Annotated in this window: 21 protein-coding genes; 7 read left to right on the top strand and 14 right to left on the bottom strand. The window is 75.5% G+C overall.

Annotated elements, in window-relative coordinates:
- Nucleotides 1–78 precede the first annotated feature (78 nt).
- From cysD to DEF28_RS04560, 3 genes are all read left to right on the top strand, one after another.
- Entirely contained in the window at nucleotides 79–1,011 is a 933-nt protein-coding gene (gene cysD / locus DEF28_RS04570; protein ID WP_114396637.1) for a sulfate adenylyltransferase subunit CysD, read from the top strand.
- Between the two features lie 61 nt (nucleotides 1,012–1,072).
- Nucleotides 1,073–2,341, top strand: coding sequence for a sulfate adenylyltransferase subunit 1 (locus DEF28_RS04565; RefSeq protein WP_114396638.1), 1,269 nt, complete (start codon nucleotides 1,073–1,075; stop codon nucleotides 2,339–2,341).
- 104 nt (nucleotides 2,342–2,445) lie between these two features.
- Nucleotides 2,446–3,369, top strand: a complete 924-nt coding sequence (locus DEF28_RS04560; RefSeq protein WP_233515085.1) for a sulfotransferase — start codon at nucleotides 2,446–2,448, stop codon at nucleotides 3,367–3,369.
- Between the two features lie 125 nt (nucleotides 3,370–3,494).
- Here DEF28_RS04560 and DEF28_RS04555 read toward each other — a convergent pair whose 3' ends face one another.
- The 3 genes from DEF28_RS04555 to DEF28_RS04545 form a co-directional block, all read right to left on the bottom strand.
- Nucleotides 3,495–3,794: a hypothetical protein gene (locus tag DEF28_RS04555; RefSeq protein ID WP_114396639.1), complete on the bottom strand. Its 300-nt coding sequence runs from the start codon at nucleotides 3,792–3,794 to the stop codon at nucleotides 3,495–3,497.
- A 58-nt stretch (nucleotides 3,795–3,852) separates the two neighbouring features.
- On the bottom strand, nucleotides 3,853–4,686 hold the full coding sequence (locus DEF28_RS04550) for an SDR family oxidoreductase (protein WP_114396640.1): 834 nt from the start codon (nucleotides 4,684–4,686) through the stop codon (nucleotides 3,853–3,855).
- Between the two features lie 152 nt (nucleotides 4,687–4,838).
- Nucleotides 4,839–5,567 carry a hypothetical protein gene (locus DEF28_RS04545; RefSeq protein ID WP_114396641.1) on the bottom strand — a complete coding sequence of 243 codons (729 nt, stop codon included), beginning with the start codon at nucleotides 5,565–5,567 and terminating at the stop codon, nucleotides 4,839–4,841.
- Nucleotides 5,568–6,394: 827 nt separating this feature from the next.
- Here DEF28_RS04545 and DEF28_RS04540 point away from each other — a divergent pair.
- A complete protein-coding gene (locus DEF28_RS04540) occupies nucleotides 6,395–7,435 on the top strand; it encodes a glycoside hydrolase family 26 protein (protein WP_309485801.1) in 1,041 nt (346 codons plus the stop codon).
- 151 nt (nucleotides 7,436–7,586) lie between these two features.
- Here the strand turns inward: DEF28_RS04540 and DEF28_RS04535 are convergent, their stop codons facing one another.
- Nucleotides 7,587–9,080, bottom strand: a complete 1,494-nt coding sequence (locus tag DEF28_RS04535) for a glycosyltransferase (RefSeq protein ID WP_114396642.1) — start codon at nucleotides 9,078–9,080, stop codon at nucleotides 7,587–7,589.
- Entirely contained in the window at nucleotides 9,077–9,535 is a 459-nt protein-coding gene (locus DEF28_RS04530; RefSeq protein ID WP_114396643.1) for a glycosyltransferase family protein, read from the bottom strand. The genes DEF28_RS04535 and DEF28_RS04530 overlap by 4 nt, the downstream gene beginning before the upstream one ends.
- Nucleotides 9,536–9,747: 212 nt before the next feature.
- On the opposite strand from DEF28_RS04530, the gene DEF28_RS04525 reads away from it, so the two are divergent.
- From DEF28_RS04525 to DEF28_RS04515, 3 genes are all read left to right on the top strand, one after another.
- Nucleotides 9,748–10,386 carry a TetR/AcrR family transcriptional regulator gene (locus tag DEF28_RS04525; RefSeq protein ID WP_114396644.1) on the top strand — a complete coding sequence of 213 codons (639 nt, stop codon included), beginning with the start codon at nucleotides 9,748–9,750 and terminating at the stop codon, nucleotides 10,384–10,386.
- Between the two features lie 93 nt (nucleotides 10,387–10,479).
- A complete protein-coding gene (locus tag DEF28_RS04520; RefSeq protein WP_233515087.1) occupies nucleotides 10,480–11,241 on the top strand; it encodes a DUF4097 family beta strand repeat-containing protein in 762 nt (253 codons plus the stop codon).
- 62 nt (nucleotides 11,242–11,303) lie between these two features.
- A complete protein-coding gene (locus DEF28_RS04515; protein ID WP_147280070.1) occupies nucleotides 11,304–12,389 on the top strand; it encodes an acyltransferase family protein in 1,086 nt (361 codons plus the stop codon).
- A gap of 24 nt (nucleotides 12,390–12,413) precedes the next feature.
- On the opposite strand, the gene DEF28_RS04510 is transcribed toward DEF28_RS04515, so the two are convergent.
- From DEF28_RS04510 to DEF28_RS04470, 9 genes are all read right to left on the bottom strand, one after another.
- A complete protein-coding gene (locus DEF28_RS04510) occupies nucleotides 12,414–13,067 on the bottom strand; it encodes a pentapeptide repeat-containing protein (RefSeq protein ID WP_114396647.1) in 654 nt (217 codons plus the stop codon).
- A 349-nt stretch (nucleotides 13,068–13,416) separates the two neighbouring features.
- Complete coding sequence (locus DEF28_RS04505) at nucleotides 13,417–14,991, bottom strand: polysaccharide biosynthesis C-terminal domain-containing protein (RefSeq protein WP_233515084.1); 1,575 nt, start codon at nucleotides 14,989–14,991, stop codon at nucleotides 13,417–13,419.
- Entirely contained in the window at nucleotides 14,979–15,857 is an 879-nt protein-coding gene (locus tag DEF28_RS04500) for a sulfotransferase domain-containing protein (protein WP_114396648.1), read from the bottom strand. The genes DEF28_RS04505 and DEF28_RS04500 overlap by 13 nt, the downstream gene beginning before the upstream one ends.
- An 85-nt stretch (nucleotides 15,858–15,942) precedes the next feature.
- Nucleotides 15,943–17,181, bottom strand: a complete 1,239-nt coding sequence (locus DEF28_RS04495; protein WP_114396649.1) for an aminoglycoside phosphotransferase — start codon at nucleotides 17,179–17,181, stop codon at nucleotides 15,943–15,945.
- A gap of 4 nt (nucleotides 17,182–17,185) precedes the next feature.
- A complete protein-coding gene (locus DEF28_RS04490; protein ID WP_114396650.1) occupies nucleotides 17,186–18,547 on the bottom strand; it encodes an O-antigen ligase family protein in 1,362 nt (453 codons plus the stop codon).
- Between the two features lie 601 nt (nucleotides 18,548–19,148).
- Nucleotides 19,149–21,086: a Wzz/FepE/Etk N-terminal domain-containing protein gene (locus DEF28_RS04485; RefSeq protein WP_114396651.1), complete on the bottom strand. Its 1,938-nt coding sequence runs from the start codon at nucleotides 21,084–21,086 to the stop codon at nucleotides 19,149–19,151.
- A 1,572-nt stretch (nucleotides 21,087–22,658) separates the two neighbouring features.
- Nucleotides 22,659–23,402: an SDR family NAD(P)-dependent oxidoreductase gene (locus DEF28_RS04480; RefSeq protein ID WP_114396663.1), complete on the bottom strand. Its 744-nt coding sequence runs from the start codon at nucleotides 23,400–23,402 to the stop codon at nucleotides 22,659–22,661.
- Nucleotides 23,403–23,662: 260 nt separating this feature from the next.
- Nucleotides 23,663–24,289, bottom strand: coding sequence for a hypothetical protein (locus DEF28_RS04475; RefSeq protein ID WP_114396652.1), 627 nt, complete (start codon nucleotides 24,287–24,289; stop codon nucleotides 23,663–23,665).
- Between the two features lie 163 nt (nucleotides 24,290–24,452).
- Nucleotides 24,453–24,893 (bottom strand): NUDIX domain-containing protein, encoded by a 441-nt coding sequence (locus DEF28_RS04470; RefSeq protein ID WP_114396653.1) that lies wholly within the window; start codon nucleotides 24,891–24,893, stop codon nucleotides 24,453–24,455.
- Nucleotides 24,894–25,108 lie beyond the last annotated feature (215 nt).

Below are 25,108 nucleotides of genomic sequence, written 5' to 3'. Positions count from 1 at the left end.
GAGCAGCGCTCCCGTGGCGAACGGGAGGGACAGCCTCCCGGTGGACCGGGAGGGCGTCGCGAGTGTGAGGCGGGATACATGAGTCAGGCGAGTCAGGCGGCCCCGGGGCGGTACCAGCTCTCGCAGCTGGACGTCCTGGAGGCCGAGGCGATCTTCATCATGCGCGAGGTGGCCGCGGAGTTCGAGCGGCCGGTGCTGCTCTTCTCGGGCGGCAAGGACTCCATCGTCATGCTCCGGCTCGCCGAGAAGGCGTTCTGGCCGGCGCGGATCCCGTTCCCGGTGATGCACGTCGACACCGGCCACAACTTCCCCGAGGTCATGGAGTTCCGGGACCGCCGGGTGGCCGAGGCCGGGGTGGAGCTGGTCGTGGCCTCCGTCCAGGAGCAGATCGACGCCGGCAAGGTCACCGAGCCGACCGGCCGCTGGGCCAGCCGCAACCGCCTGCAGACCGCCGCGCTGCTGGAGGCGCTGGAGGACCGCCGCCATGACGCCGCCTTCGGCGGTGCCCGCCGCGACGAGGAGAAGGCGCGCGCGAAGGAGCGCGTCTTCTCCTTCCGGGACGAGTTCGGCCAGTGGGACCCCAAGAGCCAGCGCCCGGAGCTGTGGAACGTCTTCAACACCCGCATCAACCAGGGCGAGCACATCCGGGTCTTCCCGCTGTCCAACTGGACCGAGCTGGACATCTGGGGCTACATCGCGCGCGAGCGGCTGGAGCTGCCCTCGATCTACTTCGCGCACCGCCGCCGGGTCTTCGAACGCGACGGCATCCTGCTCGCCGACACCCCCTTCGTCACGCGCGACGACGACGAGGAGGTCTTCGAGGCCAGCGTGCGCTACCGCACGGTGGGCGACATGACCTGCACGGGCGCGGTCCGCTCCACGGCCGTGGAGCTGGACGAGGTCATCGCGGAGATCGCGGCGACCCGGATCACCGAGCGCGGCCAGACCCGCGCCGACGACCGCACCAGCGAGGCCGCCATGGAGGACCGCAAGCGCGAGGGATACTTCTAGCCCGCTCCGACCAGCCGCCCGCCTCCGCGCCCGTTCCTCTCGACGTATGGGATACCCGCACATGAGCACTGACATCCTGCGCTTCGCCACGGCCGGTTCCGTCGACGACGGCAAGAGCACCCTGATCGGCCGGCTGCTCTACGACTCCAAGTCCATCCTCGAAGACCAGCTCGACGCGGTCGAGCGCACCAGCCGCTCGCGCGGTGAGGAGCAGACCAACCTGGCACTGCTCACCGACGGGCTGCGCGCCGAACGCGAGCAGGGCATCACCATCGACGTCGCCTACCGCTACTTCGCGACGCCGCGCCGGACCTTCATCATCGCCGACACCCCGGGCCACATCCAGTACACCCGCAACATGGTCACCGGAGCCTCCACGGCCGACCTCGCGATCATCCTGGTGGACGCCCGCAAGGGCCTGCAGGAGCAGAGCCGGCGGCACGCGTTCCTGGCCACCCTGCTGCAGGTGCCGCACCTGGTGCTGGCGGTGAACAAGATGGACCTCGTCGACTACGCCGAGGAGCGCTTCGAGGAGATCAAGCGGGAGTTCTCGGCGTTCGCCACCCGGCTGGACGTCGCCGACCTCGCGTTCATCCCGATCTCGGCGCTGCACGGCGACAACGTCGTGGAGCGGTCGCTGAACACCCCGTGGTACGACGGCCCCTCGCTGCTGCACCACCTGGAGAACGTGCACATCGCCTCCGACCGCAACCTGATCGACGTGCGTTTCCCGGTGCAGTACGTGGTCCGGCCGCAGCGCGCCGACGATTTGGAGCTGCACGACTACCGCGGCTACGCGGGCCAGGTGGCCGGCGGCGTGCTCAAGCCGGGTGACGAGGTGGTGCACCTTCCCTCGGGACTGAACACCCGGATCGCCGGCATCCGCACCGCCGATGGAGAGGTCGCCGAGGCCTACGCGCCGATGTCGGTGACGCTGCTGCTGGAGGACGACATCGACATCTCCCGCGGCGACATGATCTGCCGGCCGAACAACCGGCCGACCGTCACCCAGGACGTCGAGGCGATGGTCTGCTGGATGTCGGAGGCGCGCGACCTCACGCCGCGCTCCAAGCTCGTCATCAAGCACACCACCCGCACCGCGAAGGCGCTGGTGCGCGAGCTGCACTACCGGCTGGACGTCAACACCCTGCACCGCGACGAGGCGGCCGGACGGCTGGCCCTCAACGAGATCGGACGGGTCAACCTGCGGGTCACCCAGCCGCTGTTCGTGGACGAGTACAAGCGCAACCGGCTCACCGGCGGCTTCATCCTGATCGACGAGGGCACCAACGCCACCGTCGGCGCCGGCATGGTCGTCCGCGCGAGCTGAGCCGGTCCGCCAGCGCGCGGCGGTGCCCGGGCAGCACCACGGAGGCCGCCGCGCGCTCGCGTCATGTCACAGATCGATCACCGTGCGTACTAGTGTGGTGGTCCGTGGACGGATTTCAGCTGGTCTTCGTCGGTGGAATCGGCCGTTCCGGCTCCACGCTGATCGAGCGACTGCTCGGCGAACTCCCGGGGGTCTGCTCGGTCGGCGAGGTCGTGCACATGTGGCGGCGCAGCCTGGTCGACGACGAGCTCTGCGGCTGCGGCGCGCCGTTCGGCGACTGCGAGTTCTGGCGGCGGGTGGGCGCGGCGGCGTTCGGCGGCTGGGACCGGCTGGACCCGGGCGACGCGCTGGGCCTGCGGGCCTCGGTGGACCGCACCCGGTACGTCCCGGCCCTGCTCCGGCACGACCCCCCGCAGGCCCTCGCGGCCGCGCTGCGGCGCTACACCGCGCTGTACGACCAGCTGTACACCGCCATCGCGCAGGTCAGCGGCTGCCGGACCGTGGTGGATGCCAGCAAGCACGCCTCCCTCGCCGCCTGCCTCTGGCACCGCTACGGCCGGCGGATGCGGGTGCTGCACGTTGTCCGCGACCCGCGCGCGGTCGCGCACTCCTGGACCAAGCGGATGCGCCGGCCGGACGCCACCGCGACCAGCCCCGAGCAGGAGATGGCCCGCTACTCTCCCGGCCGCACCGCCGTGCAGTGGATGGCGCAGAACGCGGTGCTGGCGTCGCTCGCGCGGCGCGGGGTGCCGACCCGGCGGGTGCGCTACGAGGACTTCGCGGCGGCCCCCGCGCGGGAGTTCGCGGGGATCGCCGAGTTCGTCGGCCATGACGGCGTGCTGCCGATCGGGGCCGACGGCACCGCGTCGCTGTCGCGCACCCACACGGTCTCCGGCAACCCCATGCGCTTCACCACCGGTCCCGTGACGGTGCGCGAGGACGCCTCGTGGCGGGGTGGTCTGGCTCTCCGGCACCGGATGGTGGTGTCCGCGCTGACAGCTCCGGCCCGCCGGCGCTACGGCTACTGACGGCGCGCCTCCGGCGCTCCGACCCAGCAGCGGCGGACGCCGCCGCGCGCGCCGCACCGCGCCGTACCGGGGGCCGGGGGCGGTGACCGCTGCCGGAGGGCGGGCGCCGCGGAGCCCCGCGGCCCTCACCGCGGGCGTGCGCTCCGGCGGCCCGCGCGCTGGTGTGCGGCGCGCAGCGTGGGCGCGGCCCGCCCTCGGAGCCGGGTCGCGGGATGGCGTCCGGGTACGCGGTCGAAGTCCTCGGTCCGGTCCGATGCCAGTGCGGCGCTCCGGCGAATCTCCGTGAGCTCCGCGCTGTTGCGCTTCAGCAGTTCCCCGACCCTGGCGATGCGCCGGTCGCGGTCCGCTCCGGCGGTCATGGTGGAGGCGAACAGCGCCCACGAGGTCAGGTTCGCGGCCACGGCGAACGCGGTGGGAGTGTCCATGGTGGAGAACTCTAGGCGGGATCTGGGACGCGGTGTACAGGCATTCCCTCGCCTGCTGTCACCGGAAGGCCTCCGCGTTCTGCGCCGCCCACTCCCGGAAGGACCGCCCCGGGGTACCCGTCACCGAGGGCACCGTGTCGTGGACGGCCAGCAGGCCGTCGTTGACGTCCCCGCCCATCAGGTCGAGCACGGCGTCCGCGGTCTCCGGCCCGAGGAAGGCGGCCATGCTCCGCTGCGCCTCCTCCCGGCTGATACCGACGAAGGACACCGCCTCGCCGAGCGCCGCCGCGATGGCCGCCACCTGCTCCCGCGGCGTGACGCGCTCCGGGCCGGTCAGCGGGTAGGTGCGCCCCTCGTGTCCCGGCTCGGTGAGGGCCACCCGCGCCACGGCGGCGATGTCCGCCGGGTGGATGGCGGGCAGGCCGACGTCGCCGAAAGGCGCGTGCACCGTCCGGTACGCGCGGATCGACTCCGCCCACCACAGGGCGTTGGACGCGAACTGGGTCGGCCGCAGGACCGTCCAGCCCAGGCCGCTGTCCCGCAGTGCCCGCTCGGCGGCCAGGTTCGTCCGGGTGGCGGGCAGGTGCGGATGGGTCTGGACCGTGATGGACGACACCAGGACGACGTGCCGCACCTCCGCGTGCCGGGCGGCCTCGATGATCTCGGCTTCGGCTCCGGCACCCGGGATCAGGAACAGCGACCGCACCCCCTCCAGGGCGGGCTTCAGCGACGCGGCCGACGCGAGGTCGCCCTCGACCGCCTCGACCCCGTCGGGGAACGCGGCCCGCGCCGGGTCGCGGGTGAGGGCGCGCAGCGGCACGGCCGCCTCGGCGTGCAGCTGCCGTACAAGCTCGCGGCCGATGTTCCCGGTCGCGCCGGTCACCAGGATCACGTCGTTTCTCCCGTCGTCGGTGGAGGGTCACCGCAACGTTAGGACCTCAAGCGAACTGGAGGTCAATCGCGACGGTGGTGCCCCGGTGGGTGGTCTGGCGCACGGCCTGGCCGGGCGGCCGACCCCGGGGGCGGCGGCGCGGCGGAGGTCCGCTAGTCGCGGGGTGCGCGTGGCGGTGCCGCCGGGCCGGCGGCACCGCACAGCGCCACCACGTCGTCATGGGCGTCCGAGAGCTCCCGCGCGACCGCCGGGGAACCGGCGCGGAAGAACCCGGCCTCGACGTCCTCGCGGGTCCGCGGGTGGGTGATCCAGGCGAGGATCCGTCCGTCCAGGTGGGCGGGCGGGGTGCGCGCGACCGACCGGATCACGGCGGCGAGCTGGCGCAGAGCCGGTTCCGAGGCGTCCTGCCGCCAGGCGGCGAGGAAGGGGGTGACGTCATCGAACAGGTTGTGCAGCGCGCGGAGCAGCTCCTCCGCCGGCCGCTCGTCGGGGCTGACGGTGAGCACGTGGTGCCACAGGGCGTGGCAGTAGGCCGTCACCGCGCGCTGCTCGTCGGCCGGCCAGGTGTGCCAGCGCGCCCGGCGGAGTTTGCCGGTGGCCACGGCCAGGTCCCATCGGAACCACGCGTCGTCCAGAGCGCCGAGTTCCAGCATGCGCGGCAGGAAGTGCCGGAAGTCGTCGGCGTCGCCCCAGGTGGACAGTGCCTTGGTGGTGAAGGGGCGCAGCGCAGCCGCGGCGAGCCGCCGCGGGGGCGCCGCCCGCAGCGCCGCCTGCGCGGCCGGGCTGATGCAGTGCGGGCAGGCCGCGATGGTCGGGCGAGCCGGGTACCGGGCGAAGACCGCGTACAGATCGTCGACCGCCCGCGTCAGTGCCTCGTCCATGGGCTCAGTATGGCCCTGGGCGGCGGCTGCACGCGGCGGCCGCCGGTCCCCGGTGGCCGAGATCGGGAGGAAAGCGGGGTTGTTCCTGATCGGGGGCTTCCGTGCTGGTTGCGGCAACTGCCGTGGCTGCGGGCTTGTGGGGGCAACTCGCCTCTCTGCATACTTACCGTTACTGGTGCGACGCGTATGGTAATCACTTTGCTATGTGCGGACAGCCAGGTTCCGCGAATGCGGGAGGACGGGGCGGGGCGCGCCGCTCGCGGGAGCGCGGCAGCCGGAGCCCGGCCGAGCGGCTCGGCGTGCTGCTGGTGGCGGTGACCACGGCCGCGACCGCGTGCGCACCGGCCGGAGAGTGGCCGATCAGCCTGTACGACGCCTCCTCGGATTCGCCGTCGCAGCAGCCGAGCGCCCCGCCGTCCCCCGAGGGGAAGACCGCGGTTCCCGCGGCGCAGGCGCCCGCGCCGGCTGCGAGCGCCCCCGCCGCGCCGGCGCCGCCGGACGCGGCGCCGCCACCGGCGGAGGCTCCACCGTCCGCGCCGGCCGCGTCGCCAGAGGCCATCGCGGCACCGGAGGCGCAGCCGTCGCCGTCCCCCGACGCGGCACCGTCTCCGGAGGCGTCCGTGTCCCCGGAGGCGGTGCCGTCACCGGCTCCCGCGGCGGCGCCGTCCGCGGACGCGTCCCCGGCCCAGCAGGAGCCGGCGGGGCCGCAGCCGCCGCCCGTCCCGGTCCCGCCGCGCCCGGACGAGGCTCCGCAGCCGAGTGTGCAGCCCGAGCCGCCGGCCGAGCCCGCCCCGCCGACCGCCGTGTCGGAGGAGGAGCGGTGCCGGGTGAGCGAGATCCTGGAGCCGTCCTGCGGTGTCTGGTGGGGGGCCAGCCCGTGGCAGGGCGACGTCTACCCGCTGGAGCGCGCCGCCGGCCGCCGCATGGACATCGTCTACACGTGGCACGGGGTGGACCAGCACGACATCCCCGACGAGGAGGAGCGGGTCCTGCTCGACGAGGGCCGGTTCCTGCACGCCAACGTCGAGGCCCGGCGGTTCACGGAACCGGGGCACCCCGAGGTGTCCTACCGCCAGATCATCGACGGCGAGTTCGACGCGTCGCTGGCCGCCCAGGCGCGCGGCGTGGCCGCGACCGGCCGCCCCTACTTCATCACCTTCGACCACGAGGCGGACGCCGGCCGCCGGTACGAGAAGCGCGGCACGCCGGAGGAGTTCACGCAGGCGTGGCGGCACATCGTGGAGCTGTACCGCCGCAACGGCGCCGGCAACGCCATCTTCGTGTGGAACGTGACCGGGTGGCCGGCCAACCTGGACCGGCTGCCCGGGCTGTGGCCGGGCAACGACTACGTCGACTGGCTCAGCTGGGAGGCGTACAACATGACCGGCTGCGAGCTCCAGCCGGACTGGGAGGAGGTGCTGAGCTTCGAGGAGGCGCTCGCCCCGACCTACGAGTGGGTGCAGACGGAGGGGCCGAAGCACGGCATCGACCCCGACAAGCCGGTGATGATCGGCGAGATGGGGACCGTCCCGATCCCGGGGGACCCGCAGGCCACGGCCGCGTGGTACGCCGAGATCCCCGAGGTGCTGCGCGGGTACGAGCGGGTCCGGGCCGTCAAGGTCTGGGACGGGGTGACCGCGCCCACCTGCGACTTCCGCGTCCTTGAGGACCCCCACGCCATCCGCGGGTTCGCGCAGGCGGGACGGGATCCCTACGTCAACCTGCCGCCGCGGGCACGGGAGGCCGTCGAGGACGCGCTGTCACTGGTCGAGGAGGCGCAGGAGGAGGCCCGGCAGGAAGCGCGGGAGGAGGCCCGCCGGCGACGGGAGGACAGTGCGGAGGAGGACGGGGAGCGGTCCGGCGGGTGAGGACCGCTCCGGAGCCGGTGCCTCCGGTCCGGCGCAGGCCCGCGGCCCAGACCGGCCATGGCCCGATCCCGCCGCTCCCGCGGTGCGCGCGCCGTCCGCCCATGGCGCGCGAGGGCGGGTCCCCGGCCCCCCGCTCGTCCGGCGACGGCCGCTAGATGCCCTTGCCCCGCCGGTGCAGGGTGCGCAGCAGCGCGTCGGCCGGCAGGCCGCAGGCCACCGCGACGGCCAGCGGCGCCCGAGGCTCCAGTAGGCGGGCGCGCAGAGTGGTCAGGGCCCATTCCAGCGCGGCGCCCCGGCGGCCGGCCGCGGCCTCCGCGAAGGCGATCTGGCCGGCCACCCGGGCGTAGCCGCGCGGCACCAGCCGGAACTCCGGGTACTCGGCGAGCAGCCAGCGCAGCGCGGCGGAGACGGTCTGCCACCGGCCGGTGAAGTGCGAACGCGGATGCCACAGCACCCGCACCGCCGGATCCGGCAGGTTGCGGATCGGCGCGCGGCGGGCGAGGCGGAGCAGCAGCTCGTAGTCCTCGCCGTAGCTGCCGGGGATCTCCTCGCTGACCATGCCGCAGCCGTGCACGAGCGCGTCGCGGCGCAGCAGGAACGTCGAGGGGTGGAGTTCGGTGAGCCGGGACCGCAGCAGGTCGGCGAAGGTCACCGCGGTGCGCTCCAGGACCCGGGTGCGCTCGGTGGTGTCGTAGGCGACGCGGATGCCGCAGCACACGATCTCCGTTTCGGGCTCGGCGCGCATCACCTCGACCTGGGCGCGCAGCTTGTGCGGCAGCCAGGTGTCGTCGTCGTCGCAGAAGGCGACGAGGTCGGTCTCGGCGGCGAGCAGGCCCGTGTTGCGGGCGCCGGCCAGGCCGGGGCTCATGGTGTTGCCGAGCACCAGGACCGGGCGGTCGCCGCAGTCGTCGGACAGCGCGTGGTCCGGGTCGTCGTGGTCGTAGACGACCAGGGTGGTGACCACGCCCGGGTAGTCCTGCATGGTGATCGAGCGCAGGGTGCGGCGCAGCAGCTCGGGCCGGTCCCGGGTGGGAACGACCACGGTCACGTCCGGCCAGGGGCCGGCCGCCGCGGCCGGCCGGGGCCGGGGGAGCGGGCGCGGCGCCGGTTCCTCGCCCGCCGAGCAGAGCAGGTCGATCAGCTCGCCGGCGCGGTGGGCCGCCGCGGCCGGCCCGGTGCCGGCGTCGGGGTCCAGCCGGAAGTCGGTGGGCTGGCGGAGCGCCTTGTCGAGGGTCGCGGCCAGCTGCTGGGAACTGGCGCAGGACCGCACCATGCCGGCGATGTCCAGGCGCGAGACGAACCGCAGCTGGTGGTCGTCGACGTGCTCCCCGAGTTCCGGGTCGCGGGCGACGGTGATGGGAAGGTGGCCGCTGCGCCGCGCCTCGGTGACGGTCGCGGGACCGCCGTGCGTGACGACGGCGGCGGCCTCGGCCATCAGCGCGCCGAGGCGGTCGTGGTCGAGGAAGGCGACCCCCTCGGCGACCGACGGCGGGCGGGTGCCGCCGTGCTGGACGAGGCAGCGGACCGCGGGATGGTCGGCCGCGTAGGCGTCGACCCAGTCGACCAGCCGGTCGAAGGGGTGGTGGTCGGTACCGATGCTGACCAGCACGAGCGGCCGGTCGTCGCGGGCGTGGCTCTCGGTCATAGCAGCGGTCCTACGGTAATCGCGGTCGGCATGAAGTCGCGCTGCTCCTCCCACTGGGCGAGGAACAGCCGGGTGAAGGGCCGGCAGAGCCGGGCGGTGAGCGTCGGGGCGTCGATGCGGTCGTAGACCTCGATGTAGACGGTGGGCACCCGCAGCAGCCAGGCGACGGCGAAGAACGGCAGCGCCACCCCGGCCCCCGTGGAGACCACCACGGCCGGCCGGCGGCCGGCGAGTACACGGACGGCGAGGACCGTGTTGCGCAGCAGGTTGCCGAGGTGCCGCGTGGTCGGGTGGTGGGCCCACCGGACCCGCTCGCCGGCGAGCGTGGAGACGGCGTCGGGGGTGCGGAAGGTGACCCAGAGCCGGTCCCGCCCCTCCCACCAGGGACGCAGGGACCACAGCTGCGCGAGGTGACCCCCGCTCGAAGCGACGAACAGGACAGGGGCAGCAGGCATGCCGCCATGATGTCATGGCACTACGTGATTATTCGGTAACTCCATGTGAGGAGTGCTGCTCCTCGTGTCGCCCACCCCGGTCGCGGCGGTCGCGGTGCGGAGGTTCTGGCGGGCGGGCGTCCGGAGAGGGCCGGTCCGTGCGCGGCGGATCCGAAGGGATATTTCGATACCAATGAGTATTCGATACCCGTGGGTATGCTAACGTCCTCTCCATGAGCCAGTCCGACGAACCTCTCCCCGAGCCGACCCCGCGCACGCCCCGCGCGGAGGTGCGCCGGCGGTTGCTGGCCGCGGCGGCGAAGGTCTTCGCCGAGCGCGGCTACGCCGACAGCCGGCTTGAGGACATCGCCCGTGCCGCCGGCTTCACCAAGGGCGCCGTCTACTCCAACTTCGGCAGCAAACAGGAGCTGTTCGGCGCGCTGCTGCGCGAGCGCTCCGACACCGAGTCGACCGCCGTGCTGGCCGAGGTCCGCGGCGGCGGCGATCTCGGGGACGCCCTCCGCGGGGCCGCCCGGCTCGTCGCTCGGCGCATCGTCGACGACACCGAGCGCGGCCGGCTCGGACTGGAGTTCGCGGCCCGCGCGGCCCGGGAGGAACCGACCCGCGAGGTCGTCGCCGCGCTGCGCCGCGCGCAGCGCGAGGCGGCGTCCCGGGCCATCGCGGAGGCCGCGCGGCGCGGTGGCCGCGGTCCGGCCGTCGATCCCGAACTCGCGGCGCTGATCCTGCACTGCCTGACGAACGGCCTGTCCATGGAGCATCTCGCCGATCCGGCGGCCGTGAGCGCCGAGACCGCCGAACAGGCCCTCACCACCGTGCTGACCGCGCTGCTGGCCCCGCCCCCGCGCTCCTGACGAACCACCGCGCCGCCCGCGGCCGCCGACCGCGCCCGGGCGGGGCGGAGCCGACCACCCGCTGCTCCCGTCTCCTGGAGGCACCCCGTGACCATGCCCGCCCGCGCCCCGCGCGTCCGTCCCGCGGCCGGCGCGCTCCTCACGGTCGCCGTCCTGGCGTCCTGCGCGCCCGGCGGCGGATCCGAACGCGAGGAGCGCGGCTTCGGGCCGGTGGGAGACCGGCTCACCATCGCCGTCGACCGCGGTGACCTGGACGTCCGCCCCTCCGACGTCGCCGAGGTCGAGGTGACCCGGTGGCTCGGTGGATGGCCGTCCTTCGGCGCGGAGACCGAAGCGGCCTGGGAACTCGTCGGCGACAGGCTGGAAATGGGGACCGGGTGCGGTCCGCTCAGCCTGGGCCGCTGCGACGTCCGGTACGAGGTGCTCGTGCCCCGAGACGTGGCGCTGACGGTCGAGGGAGGCGGAGCCCAGGTCACGGCGGCCGGGTTCGACGCGGCGCTGGAGATCGACTCGGAGAACGGCGCGGTCCGGGTCGAGGACGTCTCCGGCCCCCTCACGCTGCGCAGCGACAACGGGGAGCTGCGCGGCTCCGGCGTCCGCTCGGCCCGCGTCGCGGTCGAATCCAGGAGCGGGGAGATCCACCTCTCCTTCGCCGCCGCCCCCGCGCGGGTGGTGGCGGCGGCGGAGAACGGGGCGGTGACGATCGAACTCCCCGACACCGCCTACGACGTCACGACCGCGACGGACAACGGCGCCGTGCGCTCCGACGTGGCGCAGGACCCGGGCAGCCCGCACGCCGTCACGGTGCGGACCGACAACGGTGCCATCGACGTGCGCACGGCGGCCGGCGCGTGAGCGCCCGCCGCGCCCACGCGCACCGCGTCCGGCGCGCCACCGACACAGGAACGGCGACCACCATGCGGAGCGACTACGTCGACTGGCTCCGCAGCCTCGGGATCCTCTACCTGTTCCCGTACCACACGGCCCGGGTGTTCAACGAGGGCACGCCCTTCTACGTCAAGGGCGAGGTGAACGCGTTCTCCTCGGTGCTGGTGGAGCTGTCGTACTGGTTCATGCCGCTGCTCTTCCTGCTCGCCGGCGCCGCCAGCCACCACGCGCTGCGGCGCAGATCGGCCGGGCGCTACCTCAGGGAGCGGGTCTTTCGGCTGCTCGTCCCGTTCCTCTTCGGTGCGCTGGTCATCGTTCCGCCGCAGTCCTATTACGCGATGCGGTTCCACCGCGACTACCAGGGCGGATACGGGGAGTTCCTGCGGAGCTACTTCACCGACTTCTCCGACTGGTCGGAGTACGCGGGCGGCATCTCGCCGGCCCACCTGTGGTTCATCCTGTTCCTCTTCGTCATCTCGGCCGCCCTGGTGCTCCCGATGCGCGCCGCCGTCCGGACCGGATACGCGCCGGGATGGCCGCGGCACCCGGTTCTGCTGGTCCTGCCGGCCGCGGTCCTGGCGGTGCTGTCCCTTCTCCCGGACCTGGCCGGAAAGAACATCCTCGTCTTCGCGGGGTACTTCCTGCTCGGCTTCCTCGTGGCGGCGGACGACGCCGTCGTCGGAGCGGTCGAGAGGCACCGCCGGTGGTACCTCGCGGCGGCGCTGCTGGGAGCGGCCGGCGTCCTCGCCGACATCCGCGTCCCCGGCGACCGGCCGGACGCCCTCTCCGCCGGCCTGGAGCAGCTCGCCTGCTGGGTGGCCCTGCTCGCCATGCTCGGCTACGGCAAACGGTACCTGAACAGGCGTTCCGCGGCGATGACCTACTTCGGTCCGGCGTCCTTCCCGGTGTACGTCCTGCACCAGACCTTCCTGGTCGCGGTCGGCTACTACGTCCTGCTCGTCGCCGACAGCGGGGTCGTCCCCTTCCTGGCCGTCATGGTGCTGTCGTTCGTACTGAGCCTGGCGTCCTATGAGGCGATCCGCCGCGTGGGGGCGGCCCGGGCCGTCTTCGGCCTGGGAGCGTCGCGGCACGGCGTCGGGCACGGGCGGACGTGACGGCCCCGGCCGGCGCGGCGCGGGTCAGGTGTCCCGGACCGTGATCCCCAGCGCCCGCGCCAGCGCGGGCGCGAGGTCCACCAGCTGCCGGGAGTCGATGGTGGCGCCGCGCAGTGCGTCGTGACCCGAGGCGAGGTCGACCGCGGTCGCACCGCGCAGGTCGACCTCGCTCAGGGCGGCCCCGGCGAGCAGGACGGACTCCAGCCGCGAGCCGGGGAAGCGCACGTCGGTCAGCCGCGCCTCCCCGAAGTCGACGTCCACGAGCACGCAGTCCTCGAAGACGACGTCGTGGAGTTCGGCGCCCCGGAAGTTGACGGCGTTGAGCCGGCATCCGGAGAAGACCACCCGCCGCAGCTCGGAGCCGAACGCCGCGACCCCGGCCAGGGAGGCGGAGACGACGCTGGCGTCCAGCCATTCGGTCTCGCCGAGGTCGGTCCCCGTCATCCGCGATCCGTGGATCCAGACGTCGTTGAACCGCGCCCGCCGGTACCGGCCGCGCTCGAAGGCGACGGACGTGAACGCGCACTCGATGAACCGCGCGCCGGACGCCCGGGCCTCCGCGAAGACGGCGTCCGCGGCGTGCAGCCCGTCGTAGTCGCCGCCCTCGGCGGGAGCACCCTCGAACGGCAGCAGCGCGTCGGCGTAGGGCAGGTCGGCGAGCTCTCGTGGCGGCCGCATTGGTCTCCTGTCCGGTGGGAACACTCCACCTCCGGACGGTAGCCGACACCGCGGACGGTTTCCGCGCATGGCCGGCGTGGGACGGTGGTTCCGGGGCAGCGGAGTCGGACGGTACCCCGGCCCAGATCCTGGCAGGCGAGGTGGCGTCCGGTCGGACTCGGTCAGCCGAGTGCGGGTGGCCCGGGCGGAAGGTGACCGCGGTCGCCGGCGCTGTCCCGCACCTGGGGATCCGCGGTGTCGGGCCACCCGCCGCGAGACCCGGGCCGAGGGCGCGCGGTGTGCGTGGTGCCGGCGGGGGGATTCGCATGGGCAGCGGCGTGCCGTCCGCCATGGCCATCGCGGTGCACCGCTACGCCGCGACCGCCGGACGGGGTCCGCGGCGGCGCGGCCGGCGGGGCAGCAGGCCGTCCAGCCGGAGCACCGCACGCAGCCGCCACAGCGTGAGCGCGTAGCCGGAGCAGCCCGCGGCCAGGGCGACCAGCAGGGACGCCCAGCCGCCGCCCAGCGCCCAGTGGCAGAGGGCCGGCACGGCGCCGAACCACGCCGTGCAGGCGGCCGCCGCCACCAGCCACACGCGGCTGAACGGAGACAGCCCGAGCGAGCGCGCGAGCTGGACGAGCGGCAGCACGTTGCGCACGCACACCGCCGCCGCCCACGCCAACGCGCCGCCGACCGCGCCGAGCAGCGGGATGAGCGCCGCGCACAGCAGGACGTTCGCGGCCAGCGCGGCCAGGTTGTTCACCAGGTTCCACCGGGTGCGGCCGGCCATCGTGAGCACCAGGTCGCCCATACCGCACGCCGACGACAGCAGCATCCCGGCCGCGACCACCACCAGCACGGCCGCGCCGGTGCTGTAGCCGGGCCCGAACACCTGCAGCAGCAGCGGCGCGTACAGCGCGACCGGCAGGTAGAGCGGCCAGGTGAGGCAGACCAACCAGGCGGTGCTGGTCCGGAACAGCGCGTTGGCGGCGGCGCGGTCGTCGACCGCGAGCAGTTCGCTCAGCCGGGGCTGCGCGGCGAACTGGATCGCCTGCGTCCCGAACTGGCCGACCACCATGAAGCGGGTGGCCGCGGTGAACAGCGCGGCGTCCGCCGCACCGCGCAGCACGGCCACCAGCACGATGCCGCCGCGCTGGATGCCGATCTGCGCGACGCTGGCCACCGACCGCGGCAGCGCGAACGCCCAGAACGTCCGGGCGTCCGCGCGCGGTGCGGCCGGAGCGCCGGCCCCCTCCGGCCCGGCCGCACCCGGCCCGGGCGGCGGGTCCGGTGCGGCCCCCATGACGCGGCGCAGCCAGAACCACGCGAGGACGGCCGCGGGCAGGTAGGGGCCGGCCCAGGCCACGGCGAGCAGCCCGGCCGCCCCGCTCGCCGCGACGCCGGCGAGCAGCCCCAGCTGGGCGAGCGGCCGGGCCACCTTGTCCAGCAGGACGGTGCCCCGCATGTCGTGGAAGCCCCGCGCCGCCGCCAGCACGGCGTCGGTGGCCACCGCGAACGGCAGGAACACCGCCAGCAGCCGCAGGTAGCGGCCCGCCTCCGGCCCGCCCAGCAGCTCCGCCAGCGGTTCGGCGAGGACGAGCAGCAGGCCCCCGAGCAGCACCGCGACCACCGCCACCGGCCCCAGCGCGAGCCGCAGCACGTGCGGCACCAGCCGCGCGGCACCGAGCGCCCGCAGCCGCGCCACGAAGTACACGAGGCCGTTGGACGTGCCGAGGTTGGCCACCGTCGCGCTGATGAGGAAGACCGACGTCGCGGAGAAGAACGCTCCCGCGGTCTGCTGGGAGAACGCCCGGGCGACCGCCACCGTCAGCGCCACGTTCAGGCCGGCGCCCAGCACGGCGCCCGCGAGGTTCACGGCGCCGCCGCGCGCCACCCGGCCCAGGCCGTCGGGGTCGGCGCGCGGCCCGCCGGTCACCTCCGCCACGACGGGGTCCGGCCCCACCACGCCGCGAGCCGTTCGTCATGGGGTGCGAAGTACTCCTCCAGCCGAGCCCGCAGCGCCGGGTCCATGTCGGCGCGGGGGCGCGCGTTGTGCCGCTCGAACCGGACGCCCGACCGGTGCGGCAGGCCGAGGAACGCCTCGATCTCGGCGAACACCGGCTCGGGGTCGGCGAAGAACTCGGCGCTGTCCACGACGAGCATCCGGTCCCGCCCGAGGTGCTTCTCCAGGCGCTCCAGCTGCTCGGCGTAGCGGCCGCGCGCCAGGTAGCCGTGGTGCCGGTGGCTGTGCGACAGCGCGGCCGGGTCGGTGCGCAGCCGCTCCTCCGTCCCGGCGAGCCGTTCCTCCTCCAGCCGCAGGGCGTGTTCGAACGGCTCGGTCTCGAAGCCGCGGGCGCGCTCGTGCTCGTGGGCGGAGTAGGCGCGCTGCACGGGATCGCGCAGCGCCACGATGATCCGCACCCCGGGCAGCTCGCGGGCGATGCGCTCGGCCGCGAGCGGGTGGAACAGGTAGTAGGGGCTGGACTCGCCGACCTGGACCCGCGGCCGGCCGCGCCGCGGCCGCGTCCGCGCCCGCAGCGGGAAGTGCCCGCGGTACCAGTCGAGCCCCCGGTGGTGGGCGACGTCGAAGTAGTGCACGCCCTTGCGCAGCACCGGGCCGAGCACCGCGGGGTGCTGCGTCAGGGCCTTGAAGAGCGAGGTCGTCCCGCACCGCTGCGCGCCCGCGATGAGGAAGGTGGGCAGGGCGCGCAGGCCCCGGGTGCGCTGGCTGAACGCGTCGGCCCCGCGGCGGGCCGCCTCCTGCGCGGCGGCGCGGACGCGTGCGGACGGGCGGGCGGAACGGTCGGACATGGTGGCTGGCCCCAATCATCGGTGCGGACGGGTGCACCGCGGTCCGCGGTGCGGCGGCGCGGCGCCGGAGGCGGGCGGCGCGGGCTCACGTGGCGTGCCTCGCCTCGTGGGCGGCGCGTTCCCGGAGCCCGGCAAGGGCGGGGAGCAGCCACTCGTGCACCGCGGCGAGCCGGGCGCCGGCCTCGGCCTGGCGGTCCTGGAGGTAGCGGGTGGCCAGGTCGACGAGGTAGAGCGCCATGACGGTGGAGACGGAGTCGGGCCGCAGGCCGGCGCCGAGCAGGAGGGGGTCGCGCAGCAGCCGCGAGCCGCTGTCCAGCCAGCGGTGCACACCCGGGTGCACGCCGGCCTGCACGCACTCGGTCAACTCGTAGTGCAGGGCGTCCAGCCCCACCGGGACGCCCGAGGCCAGCCGCTCCCAGTCCCACACGAACGCGCGGCGCGGCGTGCTCGCGATGTTCCAGCGCGTGAGGTCGCCGTGCCACGCCCCGAACGGCAGCAGGAGGTCGGGCAGCCCCTCCACGGCCGCGCGCAGCGCCGGTGCCTCCGGCCGCCCCGCGAGCGCGGTGATGCGGCGGTGCAGTTCGGCGCGGTAGGGGCTGGCGGAGAGGCGGTGCTCCTGGATCGGCTCCAGGCCCGCGATCTGGGCCACGCACCGCAGCAGCTGCCGCCGGGTCGGGCGGTCGGTCTGGTCGCCGACCGGCAGCGCCTCCTGCACCAGCAGCGGACGGCCGTTCCAGTCGCCGGCGTAGACCAGCCGCGGAACGGTGACGTCGCGCAGCCGCGCGTCGGCGAGCCGGCGCAGGGCGGCGGTCTCCGCGGTGACCAGCCGGGAGGTCAGCGGGTTGACGCCCACCTTGGCGTAGCCGATCTTGCGCCCGCCCGGCGTGAGCAGCAGCAGGACGGGTTTGCGGTTGGCCCGCGGCGGACCCACGTGGATGGCGATGACCACCTCGCGGTCCAGGGCCGCCGCGAGCGCGTGCTCGATGGTCGGGCCCGAGGCGACCCGGACGCGGTCGCGCAGCAGCAGCGGCGCCAGGCCGCTGGTGAACGCGGTGGTCAGCAGCGCGGTGCGCACCCGCTGCCGGAAGGAGTGGCGCTGCGCGAACGCCGAGATGCCGCGCGCGGCGGCGTAGCGGTCGGCCACCGGCAGGATGACCCGGGGGTTCTGCGCGGAGGGCACCGGCAGGTACTCCCGCACCCGGACGCCGTCCGGCAGCGGAAGCCGGGTGTCGCCGTGCCTGGTGCGGCCGCGGCCGCGCCCCAGCACGCCGCACGGCCACAGCACCTCGGCCACCACGGACAGGTAGCTGGCGTCGCCGCTCACCGCGTCACACCCCCACCGGCGCGGCGGCGGTGCCGGGGCGATCGGCCGCCCGGCGCCACAGCAGGGCGACGGCGGTCATCGTGATGGCGAGCGGCGCCGTGAGCGCGACGTAGAAGAACATGTACCAGAACAGCAGCAGCACCGTGAGCAGCGCCGCCGCGCCGACCGGCGTCCGGTCGCGGCGGTGGCGCCAGGCGGTCAGCGCGAAGAAGCCGACGAACAGCGCGGCGCCCACCCAGCCGTTGGCGACCAGCAGCAGCCACAGGTGGCCGTTGTTGCCGATGGTGCTGTTGCCGCACTGCGGGCACTCCGGGGTTCGGCCGACCGCGATCGAGTCGCCGCTGCCGAGCGCCTCCCGGGTGGCGCCCCAGCCGGCCACCGGCGACTCGTTGGCGGCACGCACGGCGGCGGCGCTGGAGGTGGCCCGGCCGTCGTCGCTGTGCGGGCTGGCGGCGCGCTGCTCGACGATGGCCATCAGCGGCGACAGCAGCAGCGCCGCCGCCGCGAGCAGCGCCGCGGCTCCGCAGAGCGCCGCCGCGGCCACCCGCCGGCGGCGCAGCAGCCAGTACAGCAGGAAGCCGAGCGACAGCGCGAGGCCGACCCACAGCCCCCGGTTGAGCGAGTAGACGATGGGCACGGCGGCCAGCCCGACGGCCAGGGCGGCCGCCCACCGCCGCCATCCGGAGCCGAACCGGACCCAGCCGACGACCAGCCACACCAGCAGCAGCGAAAGGTTGTTGCCCCAGGAGTTCGTGTACTCCCATGGGGCCTTGGGGCGCGGTGCCTCGTAGCCGAGCACGTCCATGACCTGCGCGGCCGCGGGGTGCAGCAGCGCCTGGACGTAGGGATCGGCGGCGAGCGCCCCGGGCAGCAGCCGCTCGGCGGGGGCGGTGAACTCGAAGTGCGGGGCGACGGTGCCGAGCAGCCCGCCGGCGATGGTGGCCAGGCAGAGCCAGCCGAGCGTCCGGGCCACCCGGAGGTCCGAGAGCTCGGTTCGCGAGAGGTTGCCGACGTAGAGCAGCAGGACGGTCAGGGCGAGGTAGCAGCCGATGCGCACGAGCGCGCCGAGCAGCCCGCCGCTGCCGGGCAGCGCGCCGGTGGGGGTGAGCCCGACGAACGCGAGTCCGGCCACCGACCACACCAGGAACAACGCCCACAGCCCGAACCCCGGCGGCACCCGCAGTCCGCCCGCGCGGTGCCGGCGGACGAGCTCCACCGCCATGGGAACGGCGAAGACCCAGAACGCGAACTGCCCGAGTCCGAGCGCCCACCACAGCGGGTACCCGGCGAACAGCGCGACGAAGGGCCAACCGGCCGGCAGCCGGATCGCGCGGGCCGGCTGCTCGGCGGCGTGCACGGCCGTCATCGGACACCTCCGGGGACGTCCCGAGCCGGGGGGCGGAGAGGGAAGGAGATCGTGCTGGGAAGGGCGGCGGACGTGCGGCCGCCGGAGTGCGGGGGCGCCGCGTCCCGAGGTGGGCGCGCGCCGGGTTCGGTGCCGCGGGGCCCGCGGAGTACCGGGACGGTGGCGGCGGGGCGCGCGGTCGGCGGGCCGCCGGGTGGAGCCTGCGGCGGCGATGCCGGTTCCGGGGGCCAGGCGGCGGCCGCGGCCGCCGCCGGACGACGGGCGGGCGCGGCCAGGGTGCGGGCCGCCGGCCGGCAGGGGAGCAGGCGGTGGTCCCGCACGCCGCGGTCGGCCGGCGCGGCCGCTCGGATCGGCCGCCCGCCGCGCGGCGGCCGGCCGGTGAACGGGTGCTCCGGCGCGGGTGCGGAGCAGCGGGGGCACGGCTGGCCGGGTGCCGGGGGACCGGCGGGCGGGACCGGCACGCCCCCGCCCGCCGGCCGTCGGGTGACGGCGTTCCGTCGCGTCGCGCCGGCCCGCGATGCCGTGGACGCTCCGAAGGTGGGGAGCGTCCACGGCACCGGCGAGAGCCCGGACGGGCGGATAGCGGATCGCATCGGGTCCGTCAACGCTGCGGCGCGAGGTCGGCGTCGTCGGCGGCGGTGCCGGCCTGCTGCGCCGGGACCGCCGACTTCTTGACCACCGGGCCGTCCGCCGCCGCAGGGGCGGCGGGCGCCTCCGGGCCGGGAGCGGCCGGCTCCGCCTCGGGGACGGCCTGCTCCGTGCGGTCCTCCTCCGCGGGCTCCGGCGGCGCCGCCGGAGCTGCCGGCTCTGACGTCCCGGTCCTGTCCGCCTTCTCCGCCTGCTCGGCTCCGGCGGGGCGGTCCTCCGTCGGCTGCGCGGCGGTGACGCCCGCCGGGGTGGCGGCCGCGGACGACGGCGGCAGCCCCCACCAGACGCGCAGCCGCTCGAACAGGTCACGGGCGGTGCGGATCGCGGCGCCCGCCGAACGCTGCCCGGCGTGCTCCGCCGGGGCCGCCTCGGGCACGGGGACCTCGGCCGGGCGCCGCTCGGGCAGCCCCACGGTGCCGAGCACCTCGACGCCGAGCCGCTCCAGCCGCTGGACCGCGTCCACGGCGTCGGACACCCGGGTGCGGCCCAGCTCGACGGTGACGATCGCGGCGTCGGCGTCGTCGGCCATGGCGTAGGCGTCGGCCCGCACCGAGGTGGGGGCGGTCGCGATGAGCACATAGCGCGCACTGCCGCGCAGCTCGTGCAGCAGCACGCTCATCACGTCGCGCTGCAGCAGCTCGGCGGTGTGCTCGCCGGGGCGGCCCGGCGGCAGCACCCGCAGCCCCGGCACGCCGGCCGGCCGCCGCTCCACCTCGGTGTGTTCGGCGGCGCCCTCCAGGACCTCCGCGAGTCCGGGGCCGTCGGTGACGTCCAGCAGCTCGGCGGCGGTCCGGTCCTCCAGGTCGGCGCAGACCAGCAGGACGTCGGCGTCGGTGCGGGCCAACGCGGCGGCGAGGTTCACCGCCGCGATCCCTCCGGAGCGGCCCGGGGGCACGGCGGGCACCAGCAGCAGCCGGCCCGTGACACCGAGCCGGTTGCGGAGGGTGTGCGCCAGCGCGTGGAAGCCCTGGGCGGCTCGTCCGGCGGAGGGCAGCGGACCGCCGGCGGCGCTGACGGCCTCCGCCTCGTCGGTGAGGTCCAGCAGCAGCGGAGCGCCCACGCTGCCGCGCAGCTCCCGGACCCGGTGCAGCCGGGGCGCTGAGCGGTCCACGACATAGCCGGCGGTGAGGCCGCCCAGCAGGCCGAGGAGGGCGCCGCCGGTCAGCCACAGCAGCGCGACGGGCGAGCTCGGGGAGTCCGGGGCGGTGGCCGCGGTGATGATGCGGCCGGGCACCACCGACTCCCGGAGCGCGCTCAGCGGGTTGATCTGGTTGTTCAGCTCCGTGAGCTCGCCCTGGACCGCCGCGAGGTGGCTCTCCGCGCGGACCCGCGCACCGCCGGACGAGGTGGCCGCGCGCTCGGCCAGCGCGTCCAACTCCGCGCGCCGCCCCTCGCGCTCGTCCCGCAGCGCGGCGATGCGCCCGTCGAGCTGGTCGGTCACCTGGGCCCTGCGGTAGTCGAGGTAGGCGGCGGCGAAGGCTGCCGACCCGCGGCGCGCCAGTTCGGGAGTGGCGTCGGAGAAGGCGATCTCCAGCACGCTGCTGTTCGGCGGAACGGTGACCGACACGCGCTCGCGCGCCTCGGTGACCTCCTCGGCGGAGTCCATGAGCGACACGGCGGCGTAGGCGACCTGGGTCGAGGCCACGACCTGCGCCTCGGTGTCGAGGTTCACCTCGCCGTTGGTCCGGCCGGACCGCTCGCCGGTGAGGTCGGGGACGCCGGTGGGACGCACCTGCACCGCCGTCTTGGCGGTGTAGGTGGCGGGGACGACGAGCAGCGCGAGCGCCGCCAGGGTGACCCCGACGGCGGCGCCGACGGCCACGATCCACCAGCGCCGGCGCAGGAAGGCCGTGTAGTCGCCGAGTTCCGGTCCGGAGGCAGCGGTGTCCATCTGGATTTCGGTCCTTCCATGTGCGGGTACCACGCAATGGATGTATATGGATACGCAGCGTAGTGCTTCGCGCGCGGAGAGTGGTCGATATCCACAGTCCAACCGCGCCGGGTCGCGCCGCACGTCCAGCGGCCGCCCGACCGCAGCGGCCCGCCTGCCACCCCGCTCTCGGACCCGCCGACCACGCTGCCGCGCTCGGGACACGCCGACCCGGAGGCGGCCGGGAGCGAGGTCACCGGAATGGCGGACGGACACCTTGCCGGGATGACCAGGGGAAGGCACCTACGGCGGCGGGGCCGGCCCGGACGCCTCCGGGCTGCTGCTGGCCGAACCCGCCCGCGCTGTGCGCGACCGGGTCTTACGGATTTCCGCCGATCAGGCGCGGACGGGGAACGTGATGGCGCTCGCCGTCGTGGAGGTGCGGTGGCGCATGCGGCGGCTTGGACGCGCCAGGGCGTGTCTGGTAATTCGCGGAGCCATAGGAGGAGGCTGGCCAGGAGCGCCCCGGGTCGGTAACGGCTGGCCAGCTTGTCGAACCGGGTCGCGATCGCGCGGAACCGCCTGAGCCGAGCGAAGCACCGCTCGACCAGGGTGCGGGGCGTGGCTTGTACGGTTCAGCGTCGAAGCGCGGTGGCCGACCGCCCCGGCCCTTGCGGGCACGGTAGGCGCCCTGGTCCCGAGGTCCGGGGATGACCGTGGTGATGCGGCGCTGCCGCAGGTATTCGCGGATCCGCCGGGCCGAGTAGCCCTTGTCGCCCAGCAGAGCCTCCGGCCTGGGACGCGGGTGCCCGCCGCCGGGGCGGGCGCCCGCACCCGGCCCATGACCTGCTAGGCGGGACGCTCGCGCTCTGCCCCCAGGGGGCCGCTTCCCCGCCCCGGCGGCCGTCCGGCCCGCGGAACGCCTGCGAGGGCCGGCCCCGGGCGGGCCGGGGCCTTCGGCATGCCGTGCCCGGGGAATCGCCCATTCCCGTGGAGCTTTCGCCCTGTCCCGAGGTGCGGACAACCGGATGGCGTGGCAGGGAGGTGGACCCACGGCGTGTGAGCGCGGGCCGGACTCTCGCGGGCCGCCGTCTGCGACTGCGCCTTCCGGATATCGCCGCCCGGTGCGGGTCGGCGGCCCGATGGCGCTCGGCTTCCCGGAGGTGTGGCCCCTCCGACGGCGAGGACCGGCGGGAGGGGCACTCGCACGGCTGCTTCCCTCGGGGCTGTCTCTGCCCGGTAGCTGTCCGGTCCGGGGAACCCGCGTGGGCGTGCGGGCCTGAGCCGCGGCTCAGGCTGGCTCGCGGTCTCGCGGTCTCGCGGGCGGACAGCCGAGCTGGGTGGGACCCGCGGGCCCCGCGCAGCGGCGCCGGCGACGGGCGCCCGGGCGCTCGCGGTGCGGTGGCCGCACCGGCCGCCCGGACGCCGTCGAGCCGTTCGGGACCCCGCCGCCGCGTTCCCGCCCGCCGTTCGCGTCGGCGCCGCCGCACCGGTCCCGTCCCTCGCGCACCGCCGCCCGCCGGCGCGGCCCGGCGCAGACGGGACCGGAGCGGTGGCCGGCGCCCCGCCCGGGCGGCCACGCGCAGTGCGGCCTCAGACCGCGAAGCCGCCGTCCACGGCGATCCCGGCGCCGGTCACGTAGCGTGCCCCGTCGCCCGCCAGGTGGGCCACGGTCGCGGCGACGTCCGCGGGGCTGCCGTAGCGGCCCAGGGCGGTGAACCCGCGCTGCATGTCCGCGCCCGGTCCGTCCTCGGGGTTCATGTCGGTCGCGGTCGGTCCGGGGTGCACCAGGTTGACGGTGATGCCCCGCGGGCCGAGTTCGCGGGCCAGCGCCTTGGTCAGGCCGGTCAGCGCCGTCTTGCTCGTCGCGTACAGGGAGCCGCCGGGGAACGCGACCCGCTCAGCCATGCAGCTGCCGATGTTGATGATCCGGCCGCCGTCGGCCATGTGGCGCAGGACCGCCTGCGCCGCGACGAACGGGGCCCGCACGTTGACGTTCAGCACCGTGTCGACGTCAGCGAGCGAGATCGTCTCGACCGGGCCGAGCACCCCGACCCCCGCGTTGTTGACCAGGATGTCCAGCCGCCCGAACCGGGCGGCCACGCCGTCCACGGCCTCGCGCACCGCCGCCGGGTCCGCGCTGTCGGCGTGCACCGCCCAGGCCCGCCGGCCCAGCGAGGTGATCCGGTCCACCACCTCCGCCGCGCGATCGGCGCTGTGCTGGTAGGTCAGCGCGACGTCCGCGCCCTCCTCGGCCAACCGGACCGCCACCGCCTCGCCGATGCCCCGGCTGCCGCCGGTCACGAAGGCCACCTTGCCGTCCAGTACCGCAGTCATGTCGTCCGCTTCCATGTCGGTGTCGGGAACACGTCGATGCTCCTGCACCGGCACGGCGAAGTCTGGCGGTGATCGGACATCGAGCTGCGACGATGCCGGGGCGCCGTCGCCCGGGCGGGGCTCCGATACCGGTTCTCCCTCAACGCGCCAGAGCGCCGCGACGGACTCTGGACGGCGAGGTGGCGCGGCGGGCGCCGGAGTAGGGCGCGCCCGCACCGGTCCCCGGGGGCCCATCGGGCCCCGGCGCCGGCCGCACGGGCTCAGGCCGCGGCCACCGCCGGGGCCGGACCGCCCCCGGTGCGCCGCCGCCAGTAGGCGAGCGCGACCGCGCCCAGCAGCGGGCCCCACAGCAGCAGCGGCGCATAGGTCGCGGCGAACACGGCGGCCTGCCAGTCGAACGCCGCCAGGGGCATGCCCGCCGGGAGCGGGTCGCCCTGCAGGGTGCGGCCGACCGCCGAAAGGACGGCCATGGATGTCCACAGGGTCGTCAGGGCCGCCGCGCCGAGCAGCGCGGGGACGACGGCGGCCGCCACCGGCACCCGCCGTCCGCGCAGCACCGGGACCCAGCGCGGGACGACCTCGCCCCAGGCCGCGACCAGCCCGATCGCGGTGAAGGCCAGGAGTTCGGAGCCGACCGACAGCAGGACCACGTACACCTCGATGGGCAGCCAGGACGGCAGGTCGCCGGTGCCCTGCGGGCCGTCGGTGAGGGGAGTGTGGAGGACGACGGCCGCGATCCGCCACAGGCCGGACGGCAGCACCGCGAACGGGATGGCGTACGCGGCGATCCGCGCCCAGCGGGGCACCCCGGCCACGGGGGCGTGGGCCGCCCGCCAGGCGGCGCGTAACCGACCAGGGGCGGGCGGTGCTCCGGTGAGAGTGTTCATGGGGGCCTCCTGTTCCCGCGGGCGGGGTCCGCCCGGTCCGCCTCCGAGCATCGCGCGCGGGCCGCCTGGGCGCATCGCCTGCCGGACGCGGTCGGGCTCCGCCGCGCGGAGGAGGACGGGGACGGCCGCCCGGCGGACCCGCCATGGGCCGGGCGGGCAGCCGCTACAGCCCGATGGCGGCCTTGGGGCCCATGTATCCGCCCGCGCCGGGGAAGCCCTCACGTGCCAGTCGCACGAACACCGCGCCGAACCCCAGCCCGGGCAGCTCACCGAGGTCCACGTACCGTACGCCGCGGATCGGCCGGGAGTCCGCCCCCGGCCGGGGGCGGCCGAGGGCGCCGCCGGTGCGGCGCGCCTCGAACGTGACGTGCAGGACGTGCGGCCCGGCGCCGCCGGGCGGTATGTGGTCGCACAGGTACAGCAGCCGGCCCACCGCCACCTCCAGGCCGGTCTCCTCCCGGACCTCCCGGACCAGGGCGGCGGCTAGCGGCTCGCCCTCCTCCACCGTGCCGCCGGGCAGGCTCCAGGACCTGCCGGAGCCGGTGTCCTGGTCGAGGAGCAGCAGCTGGCCGTCCTCGATGACGACGGCGGTGACTCGGACCATCACACCGGCACCGTACCGGTCCGAAGCCGCGGGCGCTCGGACGGCGGCGGCCCCGCGCCTCCGCGAGCGCCCGCCGCGGCGCGCCTCGGCCGCCCCGGGGACCGGTCACCGCCTGGCCGGAGGATCGGCCGCGCCGCCTGCCGGTCGGCGTGCGCCGTCCCGAGCGGCGCGGGTCGGCGTGCCGGGGACCCGCCGACCCTCCCCGGCCCCGGCGA

The sequence above is a fragment of the Marinitenerispora sediminis genome (genome assembly GCF_003336425.1).
Taxonomy (GTDB): domain Bacteria; phylum Actinomycetota; class Actinomycetes; order Streptosporangiales; family Streptosporangiaceae; genus Marinitenerispora; species Marinitenerispora sediminis.
The sequence above is the reverse complement of the archived record's forward strand: the minus strand, read 5'-3'. Positions and strand labels throughout refer to the sequence as shown.